The sequence below is a fragment of the Nonomuraea sp. NPDC051298 genome, assembly GCF_055586305.1.
On sequence record NZ_JBVJIM010000006.1, the window covers coordinates 134,130 to 149,795 of the forward strand.

Annotated in this window: 15 protein-coding genes; 8 read left to right on the forward strand and 7 right to left on the reverse strand. The window is 71.3% G+C overall.

Features of this window, described 5'->3' with window-relative positions; genetic code table 11:
* Window positions 1-47: 47 nt before the first annotated feature.
* The 3 genes from recO (at window position 48) to ACZ6S0_RS20200 (ending at window position 2,156) form a co-directional block, all read left to right on the forward strand.
* Window positions 48-782: a DNA repair protein RecO gene (gene recO / locus ACZ6S0_RS20190; protein ID WP_465919622.1), complete on the forward strand. Its 735-nt coding sequence runs from the start codon at window positions 48-50 to the stop codon at window positions 780-782.
* Window positions 725-1,552: an isoprenyl transferase gene (locus tag ACZ6S0_RS20195; protein WP_465919625.1), complete on the forward strand. Its 828-nt coding sequence runs from the start codon at window positions 725-727 to the stop codon at window positions 1,550-1,552. The genes recO and ACZ6S0_RS20195 overlap by 58 nt, the downstream gene beginning before the upstream one ends.
* Window positions 1,553-1,661: 109 nt before the next feature.
* The gene (locus tag ACZ6S0_RS20200; RefSeq protein ID WP_465919628.1) at window positions 1,662-2,156 is read left to right on the forward strand and encodes a hypothetical protein; all 495 of its coding nucleotides are present in this window, start codon (window positions 1,662-1,664) and stop codon (window positions 2,154-2,156) included.
* Window positions 2,157-2,253: 97 nt separating this feature from the next.
* Here ACZ6S0_RS20200 and ACZ6S0_RS20205 read toward each other — a convergent pair whose 3' ends face one another.
* On the reverse strand, window positions 2,254-2,781 hold the full coding sequence (locus tag ACZ6S0_RS20205) for a CGNR zinc finger domain-containing protein (RefSeq protein ID WP_465920301.1): 528 nt from the start codon (window positions 2,779-2,781) through the stop codon (window positions 2,254-2,256).
* A gap of 113 nt (window positions 2,782-2,894) precedes the next feature.
* Between ACZ6S0_RS20205 and ACZ6S0_RS20210 the strand changes: the two genes are divergently transcribed.
* Window positions 2,895-3,848 carry a DMT family transporter gene (locus ACZ6S0_RS20210; RefSeq protein ID WP_465919632.1) on the forward strand — a complete coding sequence of 318 codons (954 nt, stop codon included), beginning with the start codon at window positions 2,895-2,897 and terminating at the stop codon, window positions 3,846-3,848.
* Here ACZ6S0_RS20210 and ACZ6S0_RS20215 read toward each other — a convergent pair.
* From ACZ6S0_RS20215 to ACZ6S0_RS20240, 6 genes are all read right to left on the reverse strand, one after another.
* On the reverse strand, window positions 3,784-4,173 hold the full coding sequence (locus ACZ6S0_RS20215; RefSeq protein WP_465919635.1) for a Fur family transcriptional regulator: 390 nt from the start codon (window positions 4,171-4,173) through the stop codon (window positions 3,784-3,786). The two genes, ACZ6S0_RS20210 and ACZ6S0_RS20215, sit on opposite strands and share 65 nt — an antisense overlap.
* On the reverse strand, window positions 4,170-5,042 hold the full coding sequence (locus ACZ6S0_RS20220; protein ID WP_465920304.1) for a metal ABC transporter permease: 873 nt from the start codon (window positions 5,040-5,042) through the stop codon (window positions 4,170-4,172). The genes ACZ6S0_RS20215 and ACZ6S0_RS20220 overlap by 4 nt, the downstream gene beginning before the upstream one ends.
* A complete protein-coding gene (locus ACZ6S0_RS20225) occupies window positions 5,042-5,821 on the reverse strand; it encodes a metal ABC transporter ATP-binding protein (protein ID WP_465919637.1) in 780 nt (259 codons plus the stop codon). The genes ACZ6S0_RS20220 and ACZ6S0_RS20225 overlap by 1 nt, the downstream gene beginning before the upstream one ends.
* Window positions 5,818-6,756, reverse strand: coding sequence for a metal ABC transporter substrate-binding protein (locus tag ACZ6S0_RS20230; RefSeq protein ID WP_465919641.1), 939 nt, complete (start codon window positions 6,754-6,756; stop codon window positions 5,818-5,820). Before ACZ6S0_RS20230 ends, ACZ6S0_RS20225 begins: the two co-directional genes overlap by 4 nt.
* A 113-nt stretch (window positions 6,757-6,869) precedes the next feature.
* Window positions 6,870-7,790, reverse strand: coding sequence for a formate dehydrogenase accessory sulfurtransferase FdhD (gene fdhD, locus ACZ6S0_RS20235; RefSeq protein WP_465919643.1), 921 nt, complete (start codon window positions 7,788-7,790; stop codon window positions 6,870-6,872).
* A 321-nt stretch (window positions 7,791-8,111) separates the two neighbouring features.
* Entirely contained in the window at window positions 8,112-9,089 is a 978-nt protein-coding gene (locus ACZ6S0_RS20240) for a 2-dehydropantoate 2-reductase (RefSeq protein ID WP_465919646.1), read from the reverse strand.
* 148 nt (window positions 9,090-9,237) lie between these two features.
* Between ACZ6S0_RS20240 and ACZ6S0_RS20245 the strand changes: the two genes are divergently transcribed.
* The 4 genes from ACZ6S0_RS20245 to ACZ6S0_RS20260 all read left to right on the forward strand — a co-directional run bounded on the left by ACZ6S0_RS20245 (window position 9,238) and on the right by ACZ6S0_RS20260 (window position 15,622).
* The gene (locus ACZ6S0_RS20245) at window positions 9,238-10,512 is read left to right on the forward strand and encodes a molybdopterin molybdotransferase MoeA (protein ID WP_465920308.1); all 1,275 of its coding nucleotides are present in this window, start codon (window positions 9,238-9,240) and stop codon (window positions 10,510-10,512) included.
* 91 nt (window positions 10,513-10,603) lie between these two features.
* Window positions 10,604-12,274, forward strand: a complete 1,671-nt coding sequence (locus ACZ6S0_RS20250; RefSeq protein WP_465919650.1) for a thiamine pyrophosphate-binding protein — start codon at window positions 10,604-10,606, stop codon at window positions 12,272-12,274.
* Between the two features lie 10 nt (window positions 12,275-12,284).
* Complete coding sequence (gene frc, locus ACZ6S0_RS20255) at window positions 12,285-13,508, forward strand: formyl-CoA transferase (RefSeq protein ID WP_465919652.1); 1,224 nt, start codon at window positions 12,285-12,287, stop codon at window positions 13,506-13,508.
* A complete protein-coding gene (locus tag ACZ6S0_RS20260) occupies window positions 13,508-15,622 on the forward strand; it encodes an acetate--CoA ligase family protein (protein WP_465919654.1) in 2,115 nt (704 codons plus the stop codon). The genes frc and ACZ6S0_RS20260 overlap by 1 nt, the downstream gene beginning before the upstream one ends.
* Window positions 15,623-15,666: the final 44 nt, after the last annotated feature.

The window sequence follows — 15,666 nt, forward strand, 5'->3', positions numbered from 1 at the left end:
GTAACGTCCAGTCCGCCGGAATGCGGTGTGGCCGTAAGATGTTGCGAGTGAGTCTCTACCGTGACGAAGGCGTGGTGCTGCGCACTCAGAAGCTCGGTGAGGCCGACCGCATCGTCACGATCCTGGCCAAGCGCACCGGCAAGATCCGGGCGGTGGCCAAGGGCGTGCGCCGCACGACCTCGCGCTTCGGGGCCAGGCTCGAGCCGTTCACGCACGTCGACGTGCAGCTTCACACCGGCCGCACACTCGACGTCGTCACCCAGGCGGAGACGATCAGGCCCTACGGCGAGGCGCTGGCGGCCGACTATCCCCGCTACACCGCCGGCAGCGCGATGCTGGAGACCGCCGACCGGCTGACGCACGGCGAGAAGGAGCCGGCGCTGCGGCAGTTCCTGCTGCTGGTGGGCGGGCTGCGCACGCTGGCCGACCGCGGGCACGAGGCCCGGCTCGTGCTCGACGCCTACTTCCTGCGCTCCCTGGCCGTGGCCGGCTACGCCCCCGCGCTGGAGGCGTGCGCCAAGTGCCAGGCCCCGGCGGTCAGGGCGTTCGCCATCGTCGCCGGGGGAGTGGTGTGCGGGGCGTGCCGGCCGGCCGGCTCGGCCGTGCCCGCCGGAGAGACGCTCGGCCTCATGACGGCGCTGCTGCGCGGCGACTGGGCCACCGCCGACGCTTCGGAGTCACGCCATCGCAGCGAGTGCAGCGGCCTGGTCGCGGCATATCTGCAATGGCACCTCGAACACGGAATACGCTCTCTCCGACACGTCGAAAGGGAGCCCGCGTGAACGTACGACCTCCGTCCCCGCATCCGTCGGGGGCCACTCCGCCGCCCATCCCTCGGGAGCTGGTGCCCCGGCACGTCGCCGTCGTCATGGACGGCAACGGCCGCTGGGCCAAGGCCCGCGGGCTCCCCCGCACCGAGGGGCACAAGGCGGGCGAGTCCTCGCTGTTCGACGTCATCGAGGGCGCCATCGAGATGGGCATCCCCTACCTCAGCGCGTACGCGTTCTCGACGGAGAACTGGAAGCGCTCGCCCGACGAGGTGCGCTTCCTGATGGGGTTCAACCGCGAGGTCATCCGGCGACGGCGTGACGAGCTGAACGCCATGGGCGTACGCGTGCGCTGGGCGGGCCGGCCCGGGCGGCTGTGGAAGAGCGTCATCTCCGAGTTGCAGGCGGCCGAGCAGATGACCGTGTCCAACCGGACGCTGACGTTGCAGTTCTGCGTCAATTACGGCGGGCAGGCGGAGATCGTCGACGCGGCCGTCAAGCTGGCCGCGGACATCGCGGCCGGACGGGTCAAGCCGTCCAAGGTCAGCGAGAAGGTCTTCGCCCGCTATCTCGACGAGCCCGAGATCCCGTCGGTCGACCTGTTCCTGCGCCCCTCGGGGGAGCAGCGGATCTCGAACTTCCTGCTGTGGCAGTCGGCCTACGCCGAGATGGTGTTCCTCGACCGGCTCTGGCCCGACTTCGACCGCCGCGACCTGTGGGAGGCGTGCGAGATCTACGCCAAGCGCGACCGCCGCTACGGCGGCGCGATCCCCAACCAGGTCTAGCCGCCCGCCCTGCTCCAGGAGCTGTGCTGGGGAGCACGCGCTCGGCGCGGTCGCGGCCCAGCTCGTCCGCAGCGCGCACACGGCCACGGCGATCGGCCTGACCCTCCTCGTGCTCGCCCACGTCACGCGCTTCGCCGCGGACGCGACCGGGCAGACGGGGCTGACGCCGATCGGCTGGAGCCATCTGGTGCGGCCGTACCAGGAGGAGCGGCGGGTGCTCGGGCTCTCGGCGCTGGTGACCGCCATTCCCATACGCCGTCGCGTACGCGCTGCTCGACCGCTGCGACCTCGGGCCCGGCCTGCTCCCCGAGCGTCGTGGTGGACAACATCACGCACTTTCTCGGCGTGCCCATGGGGGCCGACGCAGCTCGCCGCGTACCCGTGGTGCCTGATCCTCGCCTACGCCGTCGCGCTCTACCCGGTGCTCATGACGCTGCGGCCGCGTTCGGAGGAGACCTCGGGTCGGGCGCAGACGCTGCAGTCGACCCCGCTGACCGTGCTGCGCTGGGCGGGTGGGCACCTGCTGGTCACCGAGGCGCGCCTGCCGTCCCCTCACGTGGCGATCACCGGCGCCCCTTCGCCCTGGGCTCCACGGCGGGGCTGATCACCGCCACCGCCCTCCTCGCCGCACCCGGCCTCCTGGCCCTGCGCCACCGCGACTTCGGCGCCTGACCGCTCACCACCCGTCGGAAACGGCCGTTTCAGGCGCGGCGGCGGGCGCGGTAGGCGGCGACGTGCATGCGGTTGCCGCAGGTGCGGCTGTCGCAGTAGACGCGCGACCGGTTGCGTGACTCGTCCACGAACACCCGGTCGCAGTCGGGGGCCGAGCAGGTGCGCAGGCGTTCGGCCTCCCCCTCCACGAGCAGGTGGGCGAGCGCGACCCCGCAGTCGGCCGCCACGTGCTCGGCCAGCGTGGCGTCGGCGGCGAAGTAGTGCACGTGGAGCGGGTGCCCGTCGTGCTCCGTCAGGCGGGGCGTGATGCGCGTCTCCGCGAGCAGGGCGTTGAGTATGCGTACGGCCGCCGGCTGGTCGGACGCCGTGAAGACGCGGTGGAACGCCTCGCGCACCATGCGCACCTGGCCCAGGTCGCGGGCCGTGAGCCGGTCGATGCCGCTGATCTCCCTGGACTCCACGAACGCCTGCAACTCGGCCAGGTCGGCGAGACCCTCGTCGCCGCCGGTGGACGGCGAGGTGTTGACCAACTCGACAACGGTGGCCAAAGCATGCACCATGTCATGGCCAAACGGCATGTCGACTCCTGTCCGCGCCGGGTTCTAGCGTGGTCGCAGCGTATCTCCTGTGGGGGGTTCGAGAGGTTTCCGTGAGCGCACATCGTCGTATCGTGCTGATCGCGATCGCCGGTGCGCTCGTCATCTCCACCTCCGCTCCGCTGGTGCGGCTCGCCGGTGTATCGCCGGCGACCTCGGCGTTGTTCCGCTGCGCGTACGCCGTCCCGCCGATGCTGTTGCTGGCCTGGCTGGAGCGGCGCAGGCTGGGCCCGCTGCCGCGCCGGGCGCTCGTGCACTCCTGGGCCGCGGGGGTCGTCTTCGCGCTCGACCTGCTGTTCTGGCACCACGCGATCGGCTACGTGGGCGCCGGGCCGGCGACCGTGCTGGGCAATCTGCAGGTGTTCATCGTGGCGTTCGCCGCCTGGTGGGTGTTCGGGGAGCGGCCGTCCACGCGCCTGATGATCGGCACGCCCGTCGTCTTCGCCGGGGTCGTGCTCATCTCGGGGATGTTCGACAGCGCCGCCTACGGGAGCGATCCGCCGATGGGTGTGCTCGCGGGGGTGGCGACCTCCGTCTTCTACGCCGCGTTCCTGCTGCTGATGAAGGCCGGGTCCGATCGGGCGGCGGGGCCGCTGGCGCACGCCACGGTCGTGGCCACGCTGGTGATCGCGCTGCTCGGCCCGTGGTTCGGGGGCGTCGACCTCGTGCCGGCCTGGCCGGGGCACGGGTGGCTGGTGCTGCTCGCGCTGGGGCCGCAGGTGCTGGGGTGGTCGCTGATCACGTACTCGCTGCCGCACCGGCCCGCCGCGCTGACCGCGCTCCTGCTGCTGGTGCAGCCCATGACGACAGTGGCGATCTCCGCGCTCGCGCTGGCGGAGCGGCCGTCGCCGCTGCAGCTCGCCGGGTGCGCGGTGATCGTCCTGGGCGTCCTGTACGGCTCCCGCCACGCCTCCGCGCCACCCGGACCCGCCCCGGCCGGAGACGGAGCGGGACAGGAGCCGCTCAGCGCGTCTTGGCCGGGCCCGAGCAGGACGCGCAGGTCCCGAAGACCTCGACCGTATGCGTGATCTCCGTGAACCCGTGCTCGCGCCCCACCGTGTCCGCCCACCGCTCGACGGCCGGCCCGGCGACCTCCGCGGTGCGCCCGCAGCGGCGGCACACCAGGTGGTGGTGATGGGTGTCGGTCGCGCACGCCCGGTAGACGGACTCGCCGTCGTCGGTACGCAGCACGTCGACCTTGCCGCCGTCGGCCAGCGCCTGCAAGGCCCGGTAGACGGTGGTCAGCCCGATCTTCGCGCCGTGCAGGCGCATCTCGGCATAGACGTCCTGCGCGCTGCGGAAACCCTCGCTCTTGCGCAGGGTGTCGTGCACGGCATCGCGCCTTGTCGTCATGCGACCTCCTCGACGCGCAGCGTTGGTCGCTCGCTCGATGTCGACTGCTGGGTACGGCCTCGCCGTACGAATCTACCGACACCGAGGGCCAGGACGAAGCCGGCGAGCGCAAGAAGGACGATCGCGGCGCCCGGGGGCACCTTCGCCGAGTAGGTGGAGGCCAGCAGCCCGCCCACGGAGGCGAGCACCCCGAACACCATGGCCAGCCCCATCGTCGTACGGAACCCGCGCGTGAGCTGCTGGCTGGTCGCCACGGGGATCACCATGAGCGCGCTGACCAGCAGCAGGCCGACCACCCGCATGGCGATGACCACGGTGAGCGCGGCCGTGACCGCGATGAGCAGGCTCAGGAAGCGCACCGGCAGGCCGCTGGCCCTGGCCATCTCCTCGTCCTGGCAGAGCACGAACAGCTCCCTGCCGAAGACCGCGACGACCGCGAGCACGGCGGCGGCCAGCGCGGCGATGACCCAGATGTCCTCGACCGTGACGCTGGCGATGGCGCCGAACAGGTAGGAGTTGAGCTTGGCGGTGCTCCCGCCGGGTGCGATGCCCATGAGCATGACACCGCCCGCGATGCCCCCGTAGAACAGCAGCGCGAGCGCCACGTCGCCGCTCGTCCGGCCGCGCGCCCTGACCAGCTCGATGGCCACGGCTCCGGCGATCGAGACGATCACGGCGGTCAGGACGGGCGCGGTGCCGGTCAGGAAGCCCAGCGCCACGCCGGTCAGCGCCACGTGCCCGACGCCGTCGCCCAAGAGCGCCAGCCGGCGCTGCACGATGAACGTGCCCACGGCCGGCGCGCAGAGGCCCACCAGCAGCGCCGCGACGAGGGCGAGCTGGAAGAGCTGCTCCTGCAGAAGTTCGAAGATCACCTTGGTTCCCCCTGCCACCCGGTGAGCGGTCCCGCGACGGGTTCCGCGGCGTGCGGGTGCTGGTGCTCGTGCCCCGGCCGGGCGCATTCGCCCTCGGGACGCGGCGGACGGCCGTCGTGGGCGACGCGGCCCTCGCGGATCAGCACGCCGCGGGTGATGATCGGCTCCAGCGGGCCCAGCTCGTGCGCCACGAGCACCACCGTCTTGCCGCCGAGCACCAGCCCGGCCAGCGTGTCGGCGAGCAACCGCTGGGTCTCGGCGTCGACGCCCGCGGTGGGCTCGTCCATCACGTACGTGTCGGGCTCCCCGGCCAGCGCGCGGGCGATGAGCACCCGCTGCTGCTGCCCCCCGGACAACGACTGGACCGGGTCGTGGGCCCGGTCGGACAGGCGGACGGCCGCCAGCGCGCCCGTCACTGCCGCCCGGTCGGCCGCGCTGGTCCTGCGCAGCCGGCTCTGCCGGGCGATCCGGCCCGAGGCGACCACCTCGCGCACGGTCGCGGGCACCCCGCCGCCCACCTGGAGCCGCTGCGGCACGTAGCCGATGCGCCACCAGTCCCGGAACCTGCCGGGCGGGACGCCGTACAGCAGGGTGTGGCCGCCGGTGAGCGGGGTGAGCCCGAGCAGCGCCCGTACCAGCGTCGACTTGCCGGAGCCGTTGGCGCCCAGCAGGGCGACGACCTCCCCGGGACGGACGGTCAGGTCGATCCCCCGCAGGACGGGCTTGCCGTCGAAGGAGACCCGGCCGTCTGTCATCGCGAAGGCCGTTTCGCTCATGCCGTACACCCCAGTGCTGTTTGTAGTGTTTTGAGGTTATCGCGCATGGCGGACACGTAGTCGCCCGAGGGCTTGCTCTCCAGCGGATCGAGCACGGCGGTCTTGGCGCCGACCTGGCTCGCGAGCACCTCGGCCACCTTCGGGCTCACGAGGGACTCGGTGAAGATCGTGGTCACGCCCTCGGACCTGGCCAGCTTGGCCACCTCGGACAGGCGCGTGGGCGACGGCTCGGTCTCCGGGTCGAGCGTGATGCCGACCTGCTTGAGCCGGTAGCGGTCGGCCAGGTAGCCGAACGCCTCGTGCGCGGTCACCAGCGTCTTGGTCCTGCACGCGCTCAGTCCCCGGGCGAACTCCTGGTCGAGCGTGCCGAGCGCGGCGGCCGTCGTGGCGGCGCGGTCGCGGTATCCCTGGGCGTGCGCGGGGTCGGCCGCGGCCAGGCGCTCGCCGAGCTTGGTGGCGACGGTGGCCAGGCGGGAGGGGTCGAGCCAGATGTGCGGGTCGTACGAGACCTCGTGGGCGTGCTCCTCCTCACCCGCCGCGTGTGCCTCTTCGGCATGCCCGCCCGCCGGGATCGTGGTGACGGCGGTGGCCGCGTCGAAGCTCCTGGCGGGGTCGACGGCGTCGTCCACGGCCGGTTGGACGCCCTTGACGTAGACGGTGAGCGCGGCGTTCTTGATCTCGGTGACCTGCGGGATGCCCAGCTCCAGGTCGTGCGGCTCGACCCCGGGCGCGGTCAGCACCGTCACCTGCGCGTCGGACCCCCCGACCTGCTCGGTCAGCCACTGCAGCGGGTAGAAGGCGGCGACCACTTCGGGCTTGCCGCCCCCGGGCGCGGCGGAGGTGTCCGCGGTGCCGGAGCCGCAGGCGGTGGCGGTGAGCAGGGTCGCTGCGGCCAGCAGACCGACAGCACACGACCGGGAGAGTCCTGACATCATGTGTGTCAGTATGCGGCAAAATGAAAATGGTTGTCAAAATCCGCCGGGTTGACACGATTAGTGGGATGCCGACGGCGGCTGGGGGCCAGGCGCGCCGTGCGGCATCCCGTTCATCACCCCGGTGATCGTGCGCCGGCAGAGCCGTTGCCGGCGCCCGAGGTGACGTCTTCTCGCGCGTCCTGCCCGCTCGCCTCGCCGGGCGCTCCCTTCGCCGGCCGTGCCGCGAGCAGTCGCCGCTCGCCTGTGTAGACGTTCATCGAGTCCCCGCGCAGGAACCCGATGAGCGTCAGCCCCTCTTCCGCCGCCAGCTCGACCGCCAGCGAGGACGGCGCCGATACGGCGGCGAGCACGGGCACGCCGCCCATGACCGCCTTCTGCACCAGCTCGAACGACGCCCGGCCCGACACCATGAGCACGGTGCCGCGCAGCGGCAGCCGACCCTCGCGCAGCGCCCAGCCGAGCAGTTTGTCCACGGCGTTGTGCCGGCCCACGTCCTCGCGTACGCACAGCGGCTCGCCCTCGGCCGTGAACAGGCCGGCCGCGTGCAGGCCCCCGGTTCTGTCGAAGACCCGCTGGGCCGCACGCAGCCGGCCGGGAAGGCCCACGACAGTCGACTGCGCCAGCTCGACCGGGTCGTCACCGGCACTCCAGCGAGCAACGGTGCGTACCGCCTCCAGCGACGCCTTGCCGCAGACGCCGCACGAGGAGGTGGTGTAGAAGTTGCGCGGCTCCGGCGCCGGGACCCCCGGAGCCAGCCGCACGTCGAGGACGTTGTAGGTGTTGCCGCCGTCCACCGTCGCGCCCGCGCAGTAGCGGATCGTGGAGATCTCGTCCGGCGAGCCGATGGCTCCCTCGCTGACCAGGAACCCGGCCGCCAGGTCGAAGTCGTCGCCCGGCGTGCGCATGGTCACGGTCAGCGGGGCGCCGTTGAGCCGGATCTCCAGCGGCTCCTCGGCGGCCAGCATGTCGACCTTGCGGACGCGGGTGGCATCTTGCACCCGCAGGATGCGCTTCTTCACGGAGACCCTAGACATATTTGCACCCTAAGCGGCTCTTGGCGCGGAGGTCATCTCGCGTGGCGGGGCCGTCGCAGGTGCGGGTGGCCGCGCGCGGGCCAGAACCATCGCGCGGGCCGCCCTCCCGCGCCGTGGCGGGCGGCCCGCAGGGGGCGCCGGCCACGGCGCGGTCTCCGCCCGACACTTCGTCGTCGCGGAATCTCACGTCCATGTACTCACACGGCCTCGACAATTTTCCCGACGCGTACGGCGTCGCCCTGATCCCGGCCGTGCCCGCCGTCGGGCAGGCGGCCTAAGCTCATGATCCTCCATACAGTACACAATCTACGGTATTCAGAGCTACCCCGCACGAACAAGGTTCTCGTTCAGCAGGTCGCTCACCGCGTGGATCGCGCGCAGCGTCGGCACCTCCGCGCCGGTGAGATCGGCCAGCTCGACGACTGCGGCGAGCAGCACGTCGAGTTCCAGCGGTTTGCCCTTCTCCAGGTCCTGGAGCGTGGACGTCTTGTGCTCGCCCGCCTTTTCCGCGCCGCGCAGACGGCGCTCGATGGAGATCCCCGGGTCGCAGCCGACCCGCCTGGCGACCTCGACGGTCTCCTGCATCATGGCCACGACCAGCTCCCTGGCGCCGTCGTGGCGGCAGATCCCGGCCATGGTCGCCCTGGCGAGGGCGCTGATCGGGTTGAAGGCGATGTTTCCCATGAGTTTGATCCAGACGTCCCGGCGGAGGTCTCGTTCCACCGGGCATTTCAGCCCGCCCTCGACGGCGGCGTGGCTGAAGGAGGCACATCGTTCGGTCAGCGTGCCGTCCGGCTCGCCGATGGAGAAGCGGGTGCCTTCGAGGTGGCGGATCACGCCTGGTTCCTCGATCTCCGTGGCGGCGTAGACGACGCATCCGATCGCCCGGTTCAGGGGCAGCGCGGCCGTCACGGCGCCACCCGGGTCGACGCTCTCGATGCGGTAGCCCTCGTAGGGGCCCTTGAGCCCGTGGAAGTACCACCACGGGATGCCGTTCTGTGCGGCGATGATGGTCGTGGTGTCGTGGAGGAGTGGCTTGATCATGGGGCCGGACGAGGCATAGCTGTTCGCCTTGAGGCCCAGGAAGACGTGGTCCACCGGCCCTACCTGCGTCGGGTCGTCGGTGGCATGGGGATGGGCGACGAAGTCGCCCCTGGGGGTGAGCACCCGCACACCGGCACTACGTATCGCCTGGAGGTGTGCGCCTCTCGCGATGAGGTGCACCTCCACGCCCGCCCTGTGCAGGGCGGCCCCCACGTATGCGCCGATGGCGCCGGCGCCAAGAACAGCGACCTTCATGCTGCGCTCCGTTCTCGCGTCGGATTCGTCAAGTACGGGCCCGTAACTTGCGACGGGCCGCTATGTGCGGCCCGTTGTGCATTCGGTATACAGTATGGAAAAACGAGGGTCAAGGAGTGTGCCTGTGACCGTTTTGTGGCATGGACCAGTGGTGGAAGCGATCTCATGGCCCTCCGCGCGCACCCTCGCGGCCGGTGCGGCCTGCCCGTTGAAGCCCTCGTCGGTGCCGCTCGCGCAGGCGCTCGGCTGCCGGCTGGCCGAGCCGTTGCGGGCTCTCGTGGCCGTGCCGGGAGTCGACGTCTCGGCGATGGACGGCTACGCGGTGGCGGGGGCGGGGCCGTGGCACGTGGCCGGGCGGGTGCTGGCCGGAGGGGTCCCCTACGGCCGGGTGCTCGATCCGGGCGAGGCCGTGGAGGTCGCCACCGGGGCGCCGGTGCCGGTGGGCGCCGAGGCGGTGCTCGCCTACGAGCACGCCGAGGTCAGATCGCTGGTACCCGGATCGCCGGTGCAGGGATCGCCGATGCCCGGGTCGCTGGTGCCCGGGTCGCTGGTGCACGGCGTCGTCGAGCCGGGCAAGCACATCCGGCGGCGGGGCGAGGACATCCCCGAAGGGGCGGTCGTCCTGGGCGTCGGCGCGGTGGTCACGCCGGTGGCGCTCGGGCTGGCCGCCGGCCTCGGGCACGACGCGCTCCTGGTGCGTCCTCGTCCGAACGTGGCCGTCCTGGTCACCGGGGACGAGGTCGTCGACGACGGGCTGCCCGCGCCGGGACGGGTCCGTGACGCGATCGGGCCGTTCCTGCCGGGGCTGGTGGAGTGGGCGGGGGGGCGGGTCGCCGGTCGCATCCGGCTGCCCGACGGCCCGGCGCCGCTGCGCGCCGCGCTCGACGGCTGGCCCGCCCCGGCCGCCGGTCCGGACACCGCCCCGGACACCGGCCTGGACGCCGCTCTGGACGCCGCCGCCGACGTGGTCGTGGTCTGCGGGGCGTCGTCCAGAGGGCCGGCCGACCACCTGCGGGCCGTGCTCGCCGACCTGGGCGCCGACGTGCTCGTCGACGGCGTCGCCGTACGCCCGGGGCACCCGCAGCTCCTGGCCCGACTGCCCGACGGCCGGCTCCTCGTCGGCCTGCCGGGCAACCCGTACGCGGCCCTGGCCGCCGCGCTCACCCTGCTCGCCCCGATCCTGCGCGAGCTGACCGGCACCGCCGCCGCCAGGGAGACGAGCGCGCTGGCTGGAGCGGTACGGGCACACCCCCACGACACCCGCCTGGTTCCGGTCCGGAGGTCGGGCCGGGGCGCGGTGCCGGTGGGGCACGACAGGCCCGGCTCGCTCTGGGGAGCGGCGCTGGCCGACGCCCTGGCGGTGGTGCCGCCGGGGTGGGCCGGTGAACAGGTCGAGCTGATCGAGTTGCCCGCTGGGGTCTAGACAGGCCGATCCGGAGGGAGTAACCATTGCGTTCATACGGTATGCAGTATGCGGAAGACAGAGAGCTTCGTCGCCGGGAAAGGGTGGCATAATGTCGGAAACGATCTCTGGCGGTCATCTCGTAGCCAAGGCCCTCAAGGCCGAGGGCGTAGACGTGATCTACACCCTCTGTGGTGGCCACATCATCGACATCTACGACGGCTGTGTCGATGAGGGCATCGAGGTCATCGACGTACGCCATGAGCAGGTGGCCGCGCACGCCGCCGACGGATACGCGCGCATCACCGGCAAGCCCGGTTGTGCCGTGGTCACCGCCGGCCCGGGCACGACCGACGCGGTAACGGGCGTCGCCAACGCCTTCCGCGCGGAGAGCCCCATGTTGCTCATCGGCGGCCAGGGCGCTCTGAGCCAGCACAAGATGGGCTCGTTGCAGGACCTGCCGCACGTGGACATGATGACCCCGATCACCAAGTTCGCGGCCACGGTGCCCAGCACCGAGCGGGTGGCCGACATCGTGTCGATGGCCTTCCGCGAGTGCTACCACGGGGCTCCGGGGCCATCGTTCCTGGAGATCCCGCGTGACGTGCTCGACGCGAAGGTCCCGGTGGAGAAGGCCCGCATCCCCGAGCCCGGCCACTACCGCGCCTCCACCCGCCAGCAGGGCGACCCGGAGGCGATCGAGCGGCTGGCCGACCTGCTGGCGCACGCCGAGAAGCCGTGCATCCTGCTCGGCAGCCAGGTCTGGACGTGCCGGGGGACCGACGCGGCCATCGACTTCGTCCGGTCGCTGAACGTGCCCGCGTACATGAACGGCTCGGGCCGCGGCACCCTCCCGCCGGGAGACCCGCACCACTTCCAGCTCAGCCGCCGGTACGCCTTCACCGAGGCCGACCTCATCATCATCGTCGGCACCCCGTTCGACTTCCGGATGGGTTACGGCAAGCGTCTGTCGCCGACCGCCAAGGTCGTCCAGATCGACCTCGACTACCGCACGGTCGGCAAGAACCGGGACATCGACCTGGGCATCGTCGGCGACGCCGGCCTCGTCCTCGCGGCGGCGGCCCAGGCGGCCAGCGGCCGCATCGAGAACGGCGCGGCCCGCCGCAAGGAGTGGCTGGAGGAGCTGCGCGCGGTGGAGACCCAGGCGTACGAGAAGCGCCTGCCCCGCCAGCTCTCCGACTCCCAGCCCATCGACCCGTACCGGCTGGTCCACGAGATCAACGAGTTCCTCACCGAGGACACGATCTACATCGGCGACGGCGGCGACATCGTCACCTTCTCCGGCCAGGTCGTCCAGCCCAAGTCCCCCGGCCACTGGATGGACCCGGGCCCGCTGGGCACGCTCGGCGTCGGCATGGCGTTCGCGATGGCCGCCAAGCAGGCGCGGCGCGACAAGGAGGTGCTCTGCCTGTTCGGTGACGGCGCCTTCAGCCTCACCGGCTGGGACTTCGAGACCATGGTCCGCTTCGACCTGCCGTTCATCGGGATCGTCGGCAACAACTCCTCGATGAACCAGATCAGGTACGGCCAGGCCGCCAAGTACGGCGAGGACCGGGGCCGCGTCGGCAACACGCTCGGCGACATCCGCTACGGCGACTTCGCCAAACTGCTGGGCGGCTACGGCGAGGAGGTGCGCGACCCGGCCGAGATCCGCCCCGCCCTGGAGCGGGCCCGGCAGTCGGGCAAGCCCTCGCTGATCAACGTCTGGGTCGACCCAGAGGTCTACGCCCCCGGCACCATGAACCAGACCATGTACAAGTAGGGGATCCGACATGAAGGCTCTCGAAGGTGTCCGCGTCCTCGACATGACCCATGTCCAGTCCGGCCCGTCGGCCACCCAGTTGCTCGCCTGGCTGGGCGCCGACGTGGTCAAGCTGGAGGCCCCGACCGGCGACATCACCCGGCAACAGCTCCGTGACGTGCCCGACGTCGACAGCCTCTACTTCACGATGCTCAACTGCAACAAGCGCAGCATCACGCTCAACATGAAGAGCGAGCGCGGCAAGGAGATCTTCACCGAGCTGGTGAAGAGCGCCGACGTGCTCGTGGAGAACTTCGGCCCGGGCGCGGTCGACCGGATGGGCTTCACGTGGGAGCGCCTCCAGGAGCTCAACCCGGGCCTCGTGTACGCCTCGATCAAGGGCTTCGGCCAGGGCCGGTACGCCAAGTTCAAGGCGTACGAGGTGATCGCCCAGGCCATGGGCGGCTCGATGAGCACCACGGGCTTCGAGGAGGGCCCGCCGCTGGCCACCGGCGCCCAGATCGGCGACTCGGGCACCGGCGTGCACGCGGTGGCCGGCATCCTGGCCGCCCTCTTCCAGCGCAACCAGACCGGGCGGGGGCAGCGCGTACAGGTGGCCATGCAGCACGCCGTGCTGAACCTGTGCCGCGTCAAGCTGCGCGACCAGCAGCGCCTGACGCACGGGGCGCTGCGCGAGTACCCGAACAGGACGTTCGGCGACGAGGTGCCCCGCTCCGGCAACGCCAGCGGCGGCGGGCAGCCCGGCTGGGCGGTCCGCTGCGCCCCCGGTGGCCCGAACGACTACATCTACGTCATCGTCCAGCCGGTCGGCTGGAAGCCGGTCGCGAACATCATCGGCCGTCCCGAGCTGGCCGACGACCCCGAGTGGGCCACGCCGGAGGCCCGGCTGCCCAAGCTGGACAAGATGTTCCAGCTCATCGAGGAGTGGACGATCCGCCACGACAAGTGGACGGTGCTCGACCGCCTCAACGCCGAGAACATCCCCTGCGGGCCGATCCTGTCCACCAAGGAGCTGGTGGAGGACGAGAGCCTGCGCGACGAGGGCATCGTCGTCCGCGTCGAGCACCCGGAACGCGGCGAGTTCGTGACGGTCGGCAGCCCGCTGCAGCTTTCCGACTCGCCGGTGGACGTCCGCACGCCGCCCCTGCTCGGCGAGCACAACCAGGAGATCTACGGCGAGCTCGGCGTGAGCGCGGACGAACTCGCCGACCTCAAGACGAACGGAGTCATCTAGTGCCCATCAGGGATGTCATAGAGAAGGCGCTGGCCGAGGGGCGGACGGCCCTGACCGCCCCCGAAGGCCGCGAGCTGTGCCTGGCGTACGGCATCGCGACCCCGGGGGAGGGCCTGGCCACCTCGGCCGACGAGGCCGAGCGCCTGGCCGGGGAGATCGGGTTCCCGGTCGTGCTGAAGATCGTCTCCCCGGACATCCTGCACAAGACCGACGCCGGCGGCGTGCTGGTCGGCCTGAAGACCGCCGAGGACGTACGCGAGGGCTACGACCGGATCCTGGCCAACGCCCTCGCCTACAACCCCGACGCGAAGATCGACGGCATCCAGGTGCAGCAGCTCGTCGGCGGCGGCCACGAGGTCATCGTCGGCGCGGTCACCGACCCGACCTTCGGCAAGGTCGTCGCCTTCGGGCTCGGCGGCGTCCTGGTCGAAGTCCTCAAGGACGTGACCTTCCGGCTTGCCCCACTTTCAGGCGATGATGCTCTCGGGATGCTGGACGACATCAGAGCAGCGGAGGTGCTGCGTGGTGCCCGTGGTGCCGAGCCCGCGAACAGGGAGGCGCTGGCGGCGCTGATCGAGCGCGTCGGCAGGCTCGTCACCGACATCCCCGAGATCGTCGAGATCGACCTCAACCCGGTCTTCGCCGACGCGAACGGCGCCGTCGCCGCCGACGTGCGCGTCCTCATCGGGCAGCCGCAGCCCGAGGTCGGCAGGCTGCCGCGCGAGGAGATCCTGCGGCAGATGACCCGCATCTTCAAGCCGCGCTCGGTCGCCGTGATCGGCGCCTCCGCCGAGACCGGCAAGATCGGCAACTCGGTCATGCGCAACCTCATCAACGGCGGCTACAAGGGGCAGATCCACCCGATCAACCCCAAGGCCGACGAGATCATGGGGCTGAAGGCGTACAAGAGCGTGGCGGACGTGCCCGGCGACGTGGACGTGGCCGTCTTCGCGATCCCCGCCAAGTTCGTCGCCCCGGCGCTGGAGGAGGTCGGCGAGAAGGGCGCGGCCGGCGCGATCATGATCCCGTCCGGGTTCGCCGAGACCGGCAACGTCGAGGGCCAGAAGGAGATCGTCGAGATCGCCCGCAGGCACGGCGTGCGCATGCTCGGGCCGAACATCTACGGCTACTACTACACGCCGGAGAACCTCTGCGCGACCTTCTGCACGCCGTACGACGTGCGCGGCAGCGTGGCGCTGACCTCGCAGAGCGGCGGCATCGGCATGGCCATCCTGGGCTTCAGCCGCACGACCAAGATGGGCGTCTCGGCCATCGTCGGCGTCGGCAACAAGGCCGACGTGGACGAGGACGACCTGCTCACCTTCTTCGAGCAGGACGAGAACACCAAGGCCGTGGCCATGCACCTGGAAGACCTCAAGGACGGGCGCGGCTTCGTCGACGCCGCCCGCCGCGTGGTCAAGGAGAAGCCGGTCATCGTGCTCAAGGCCGGGCGCACCGCGATGGGCGCGCGGGCCGCGGGCTCACACACCGGCGCGCTGGCCGGCGACGACAAGGTCTACGACGACATCCTGCGCCAGGCCGGGGTGGTGCGCGCGCCGGGGCTCAACGACATGCTCGAGTACGCCCGCGCGCTGCCCATCCTGCCCGCCCCCAAGGGCGAGAACGTCGTGATCATCACCGGGGCGGGCGGATCGGGCGTACTGCTCTCCGACGCCATCGTGGACGCCGGGCTGACCCTCATGGACATCCCGGACGACCTGGACGCGGCTTTCCGCGCCTACATCCCGCCGTTCGGAGCGGCGGGCAACCCCATCGACATCACCGGCGGCGAACCCCCCTCGACCTACGAGAACACGGTCCGCCTGGGCCTGGCCGACGAGCGGATCCACGCTCTCGTCCTGGGCTACTGGCACACGATCGTGACGCCGCCGATGGTCTTCGCCGAACTCATCGCCCGCGTCGTGGCGGAGGAGCGGGCGAAGGGCAATGTCAAGCCGGTCGTCGCGTCACTTGCCGGCGACACCGAAGTTGAGGAGGCCAGCGAGTACCTGTTCGAGCATGGCGTGGTCGCGTACCCGTACACGACGGAGAAGCCCGTGGCGGTCCTCGGTGCCAAGTACCGATGGGCCAGGGCGGCCGGTCTGCTGAGCTAAGAGCCGAGCGCAGCAGCACCAGGCGAGGGGGCTATTCGGGGCGC

Coding starts and splice junctions, on each gene's coding strand:
- ACZ6S0_RS20195 (WP_465919625.1), top strand. CDS start 725: ATGGCACCTCGAACACGGAATACGCTCTCTCCGACACGTCGAAAGGGA.
- ACZ6S0_RS20215 (WP_465919635.1), bottom strand. CDS start 4,173: ATGACGACAAGGCGCGATGCCGTGCACGACACCCTGCGCAAGAGCGAG.
- ACZ6S0_RS20225 (WP_465919637.1), bottom strand. CDS start 5,821: ATGAGCGAAACGGCCTTCGCGATGACAGACGGCCGGGTCTCCTTCGAC.
- ACZ6S0_RS20230 (WP_465919641.1), bottom strand. CDS start 6,756: ATGATGTCAGGACTCTCCCGGTCGTGTGCTGTCGGTCTGCTGGCCGCA.
- fdhD (WP_465919643.1), bottom strand. CDS start 7,790: ATGTCTAGGGTCTCCGTGAAGAAGCGCATCCTGCGGGTGCAAGATGCC.
- ACZ6S0_RS20240 (WP_465919646.1), bottom strand. CDS start 9,089: ATGAAGGTCGCTGTTCTTGGCGCCGGCGCCATCGGCGCATACGTGGGG.
- ACZ6S0_RS20250 (WP_465919650.1), top strand. CDS start 10,604: ATGTCGGAAACGATCTCTGGCGGTCATCTCGTAGCCAAGGCCCTCAAG.
- frc (WP_465919652.1), top strand. CDS start 12,285: ATGAAGGCTCTCGAAGGTGTCCGCGTCCTCGACATGACCCATGTCCAG.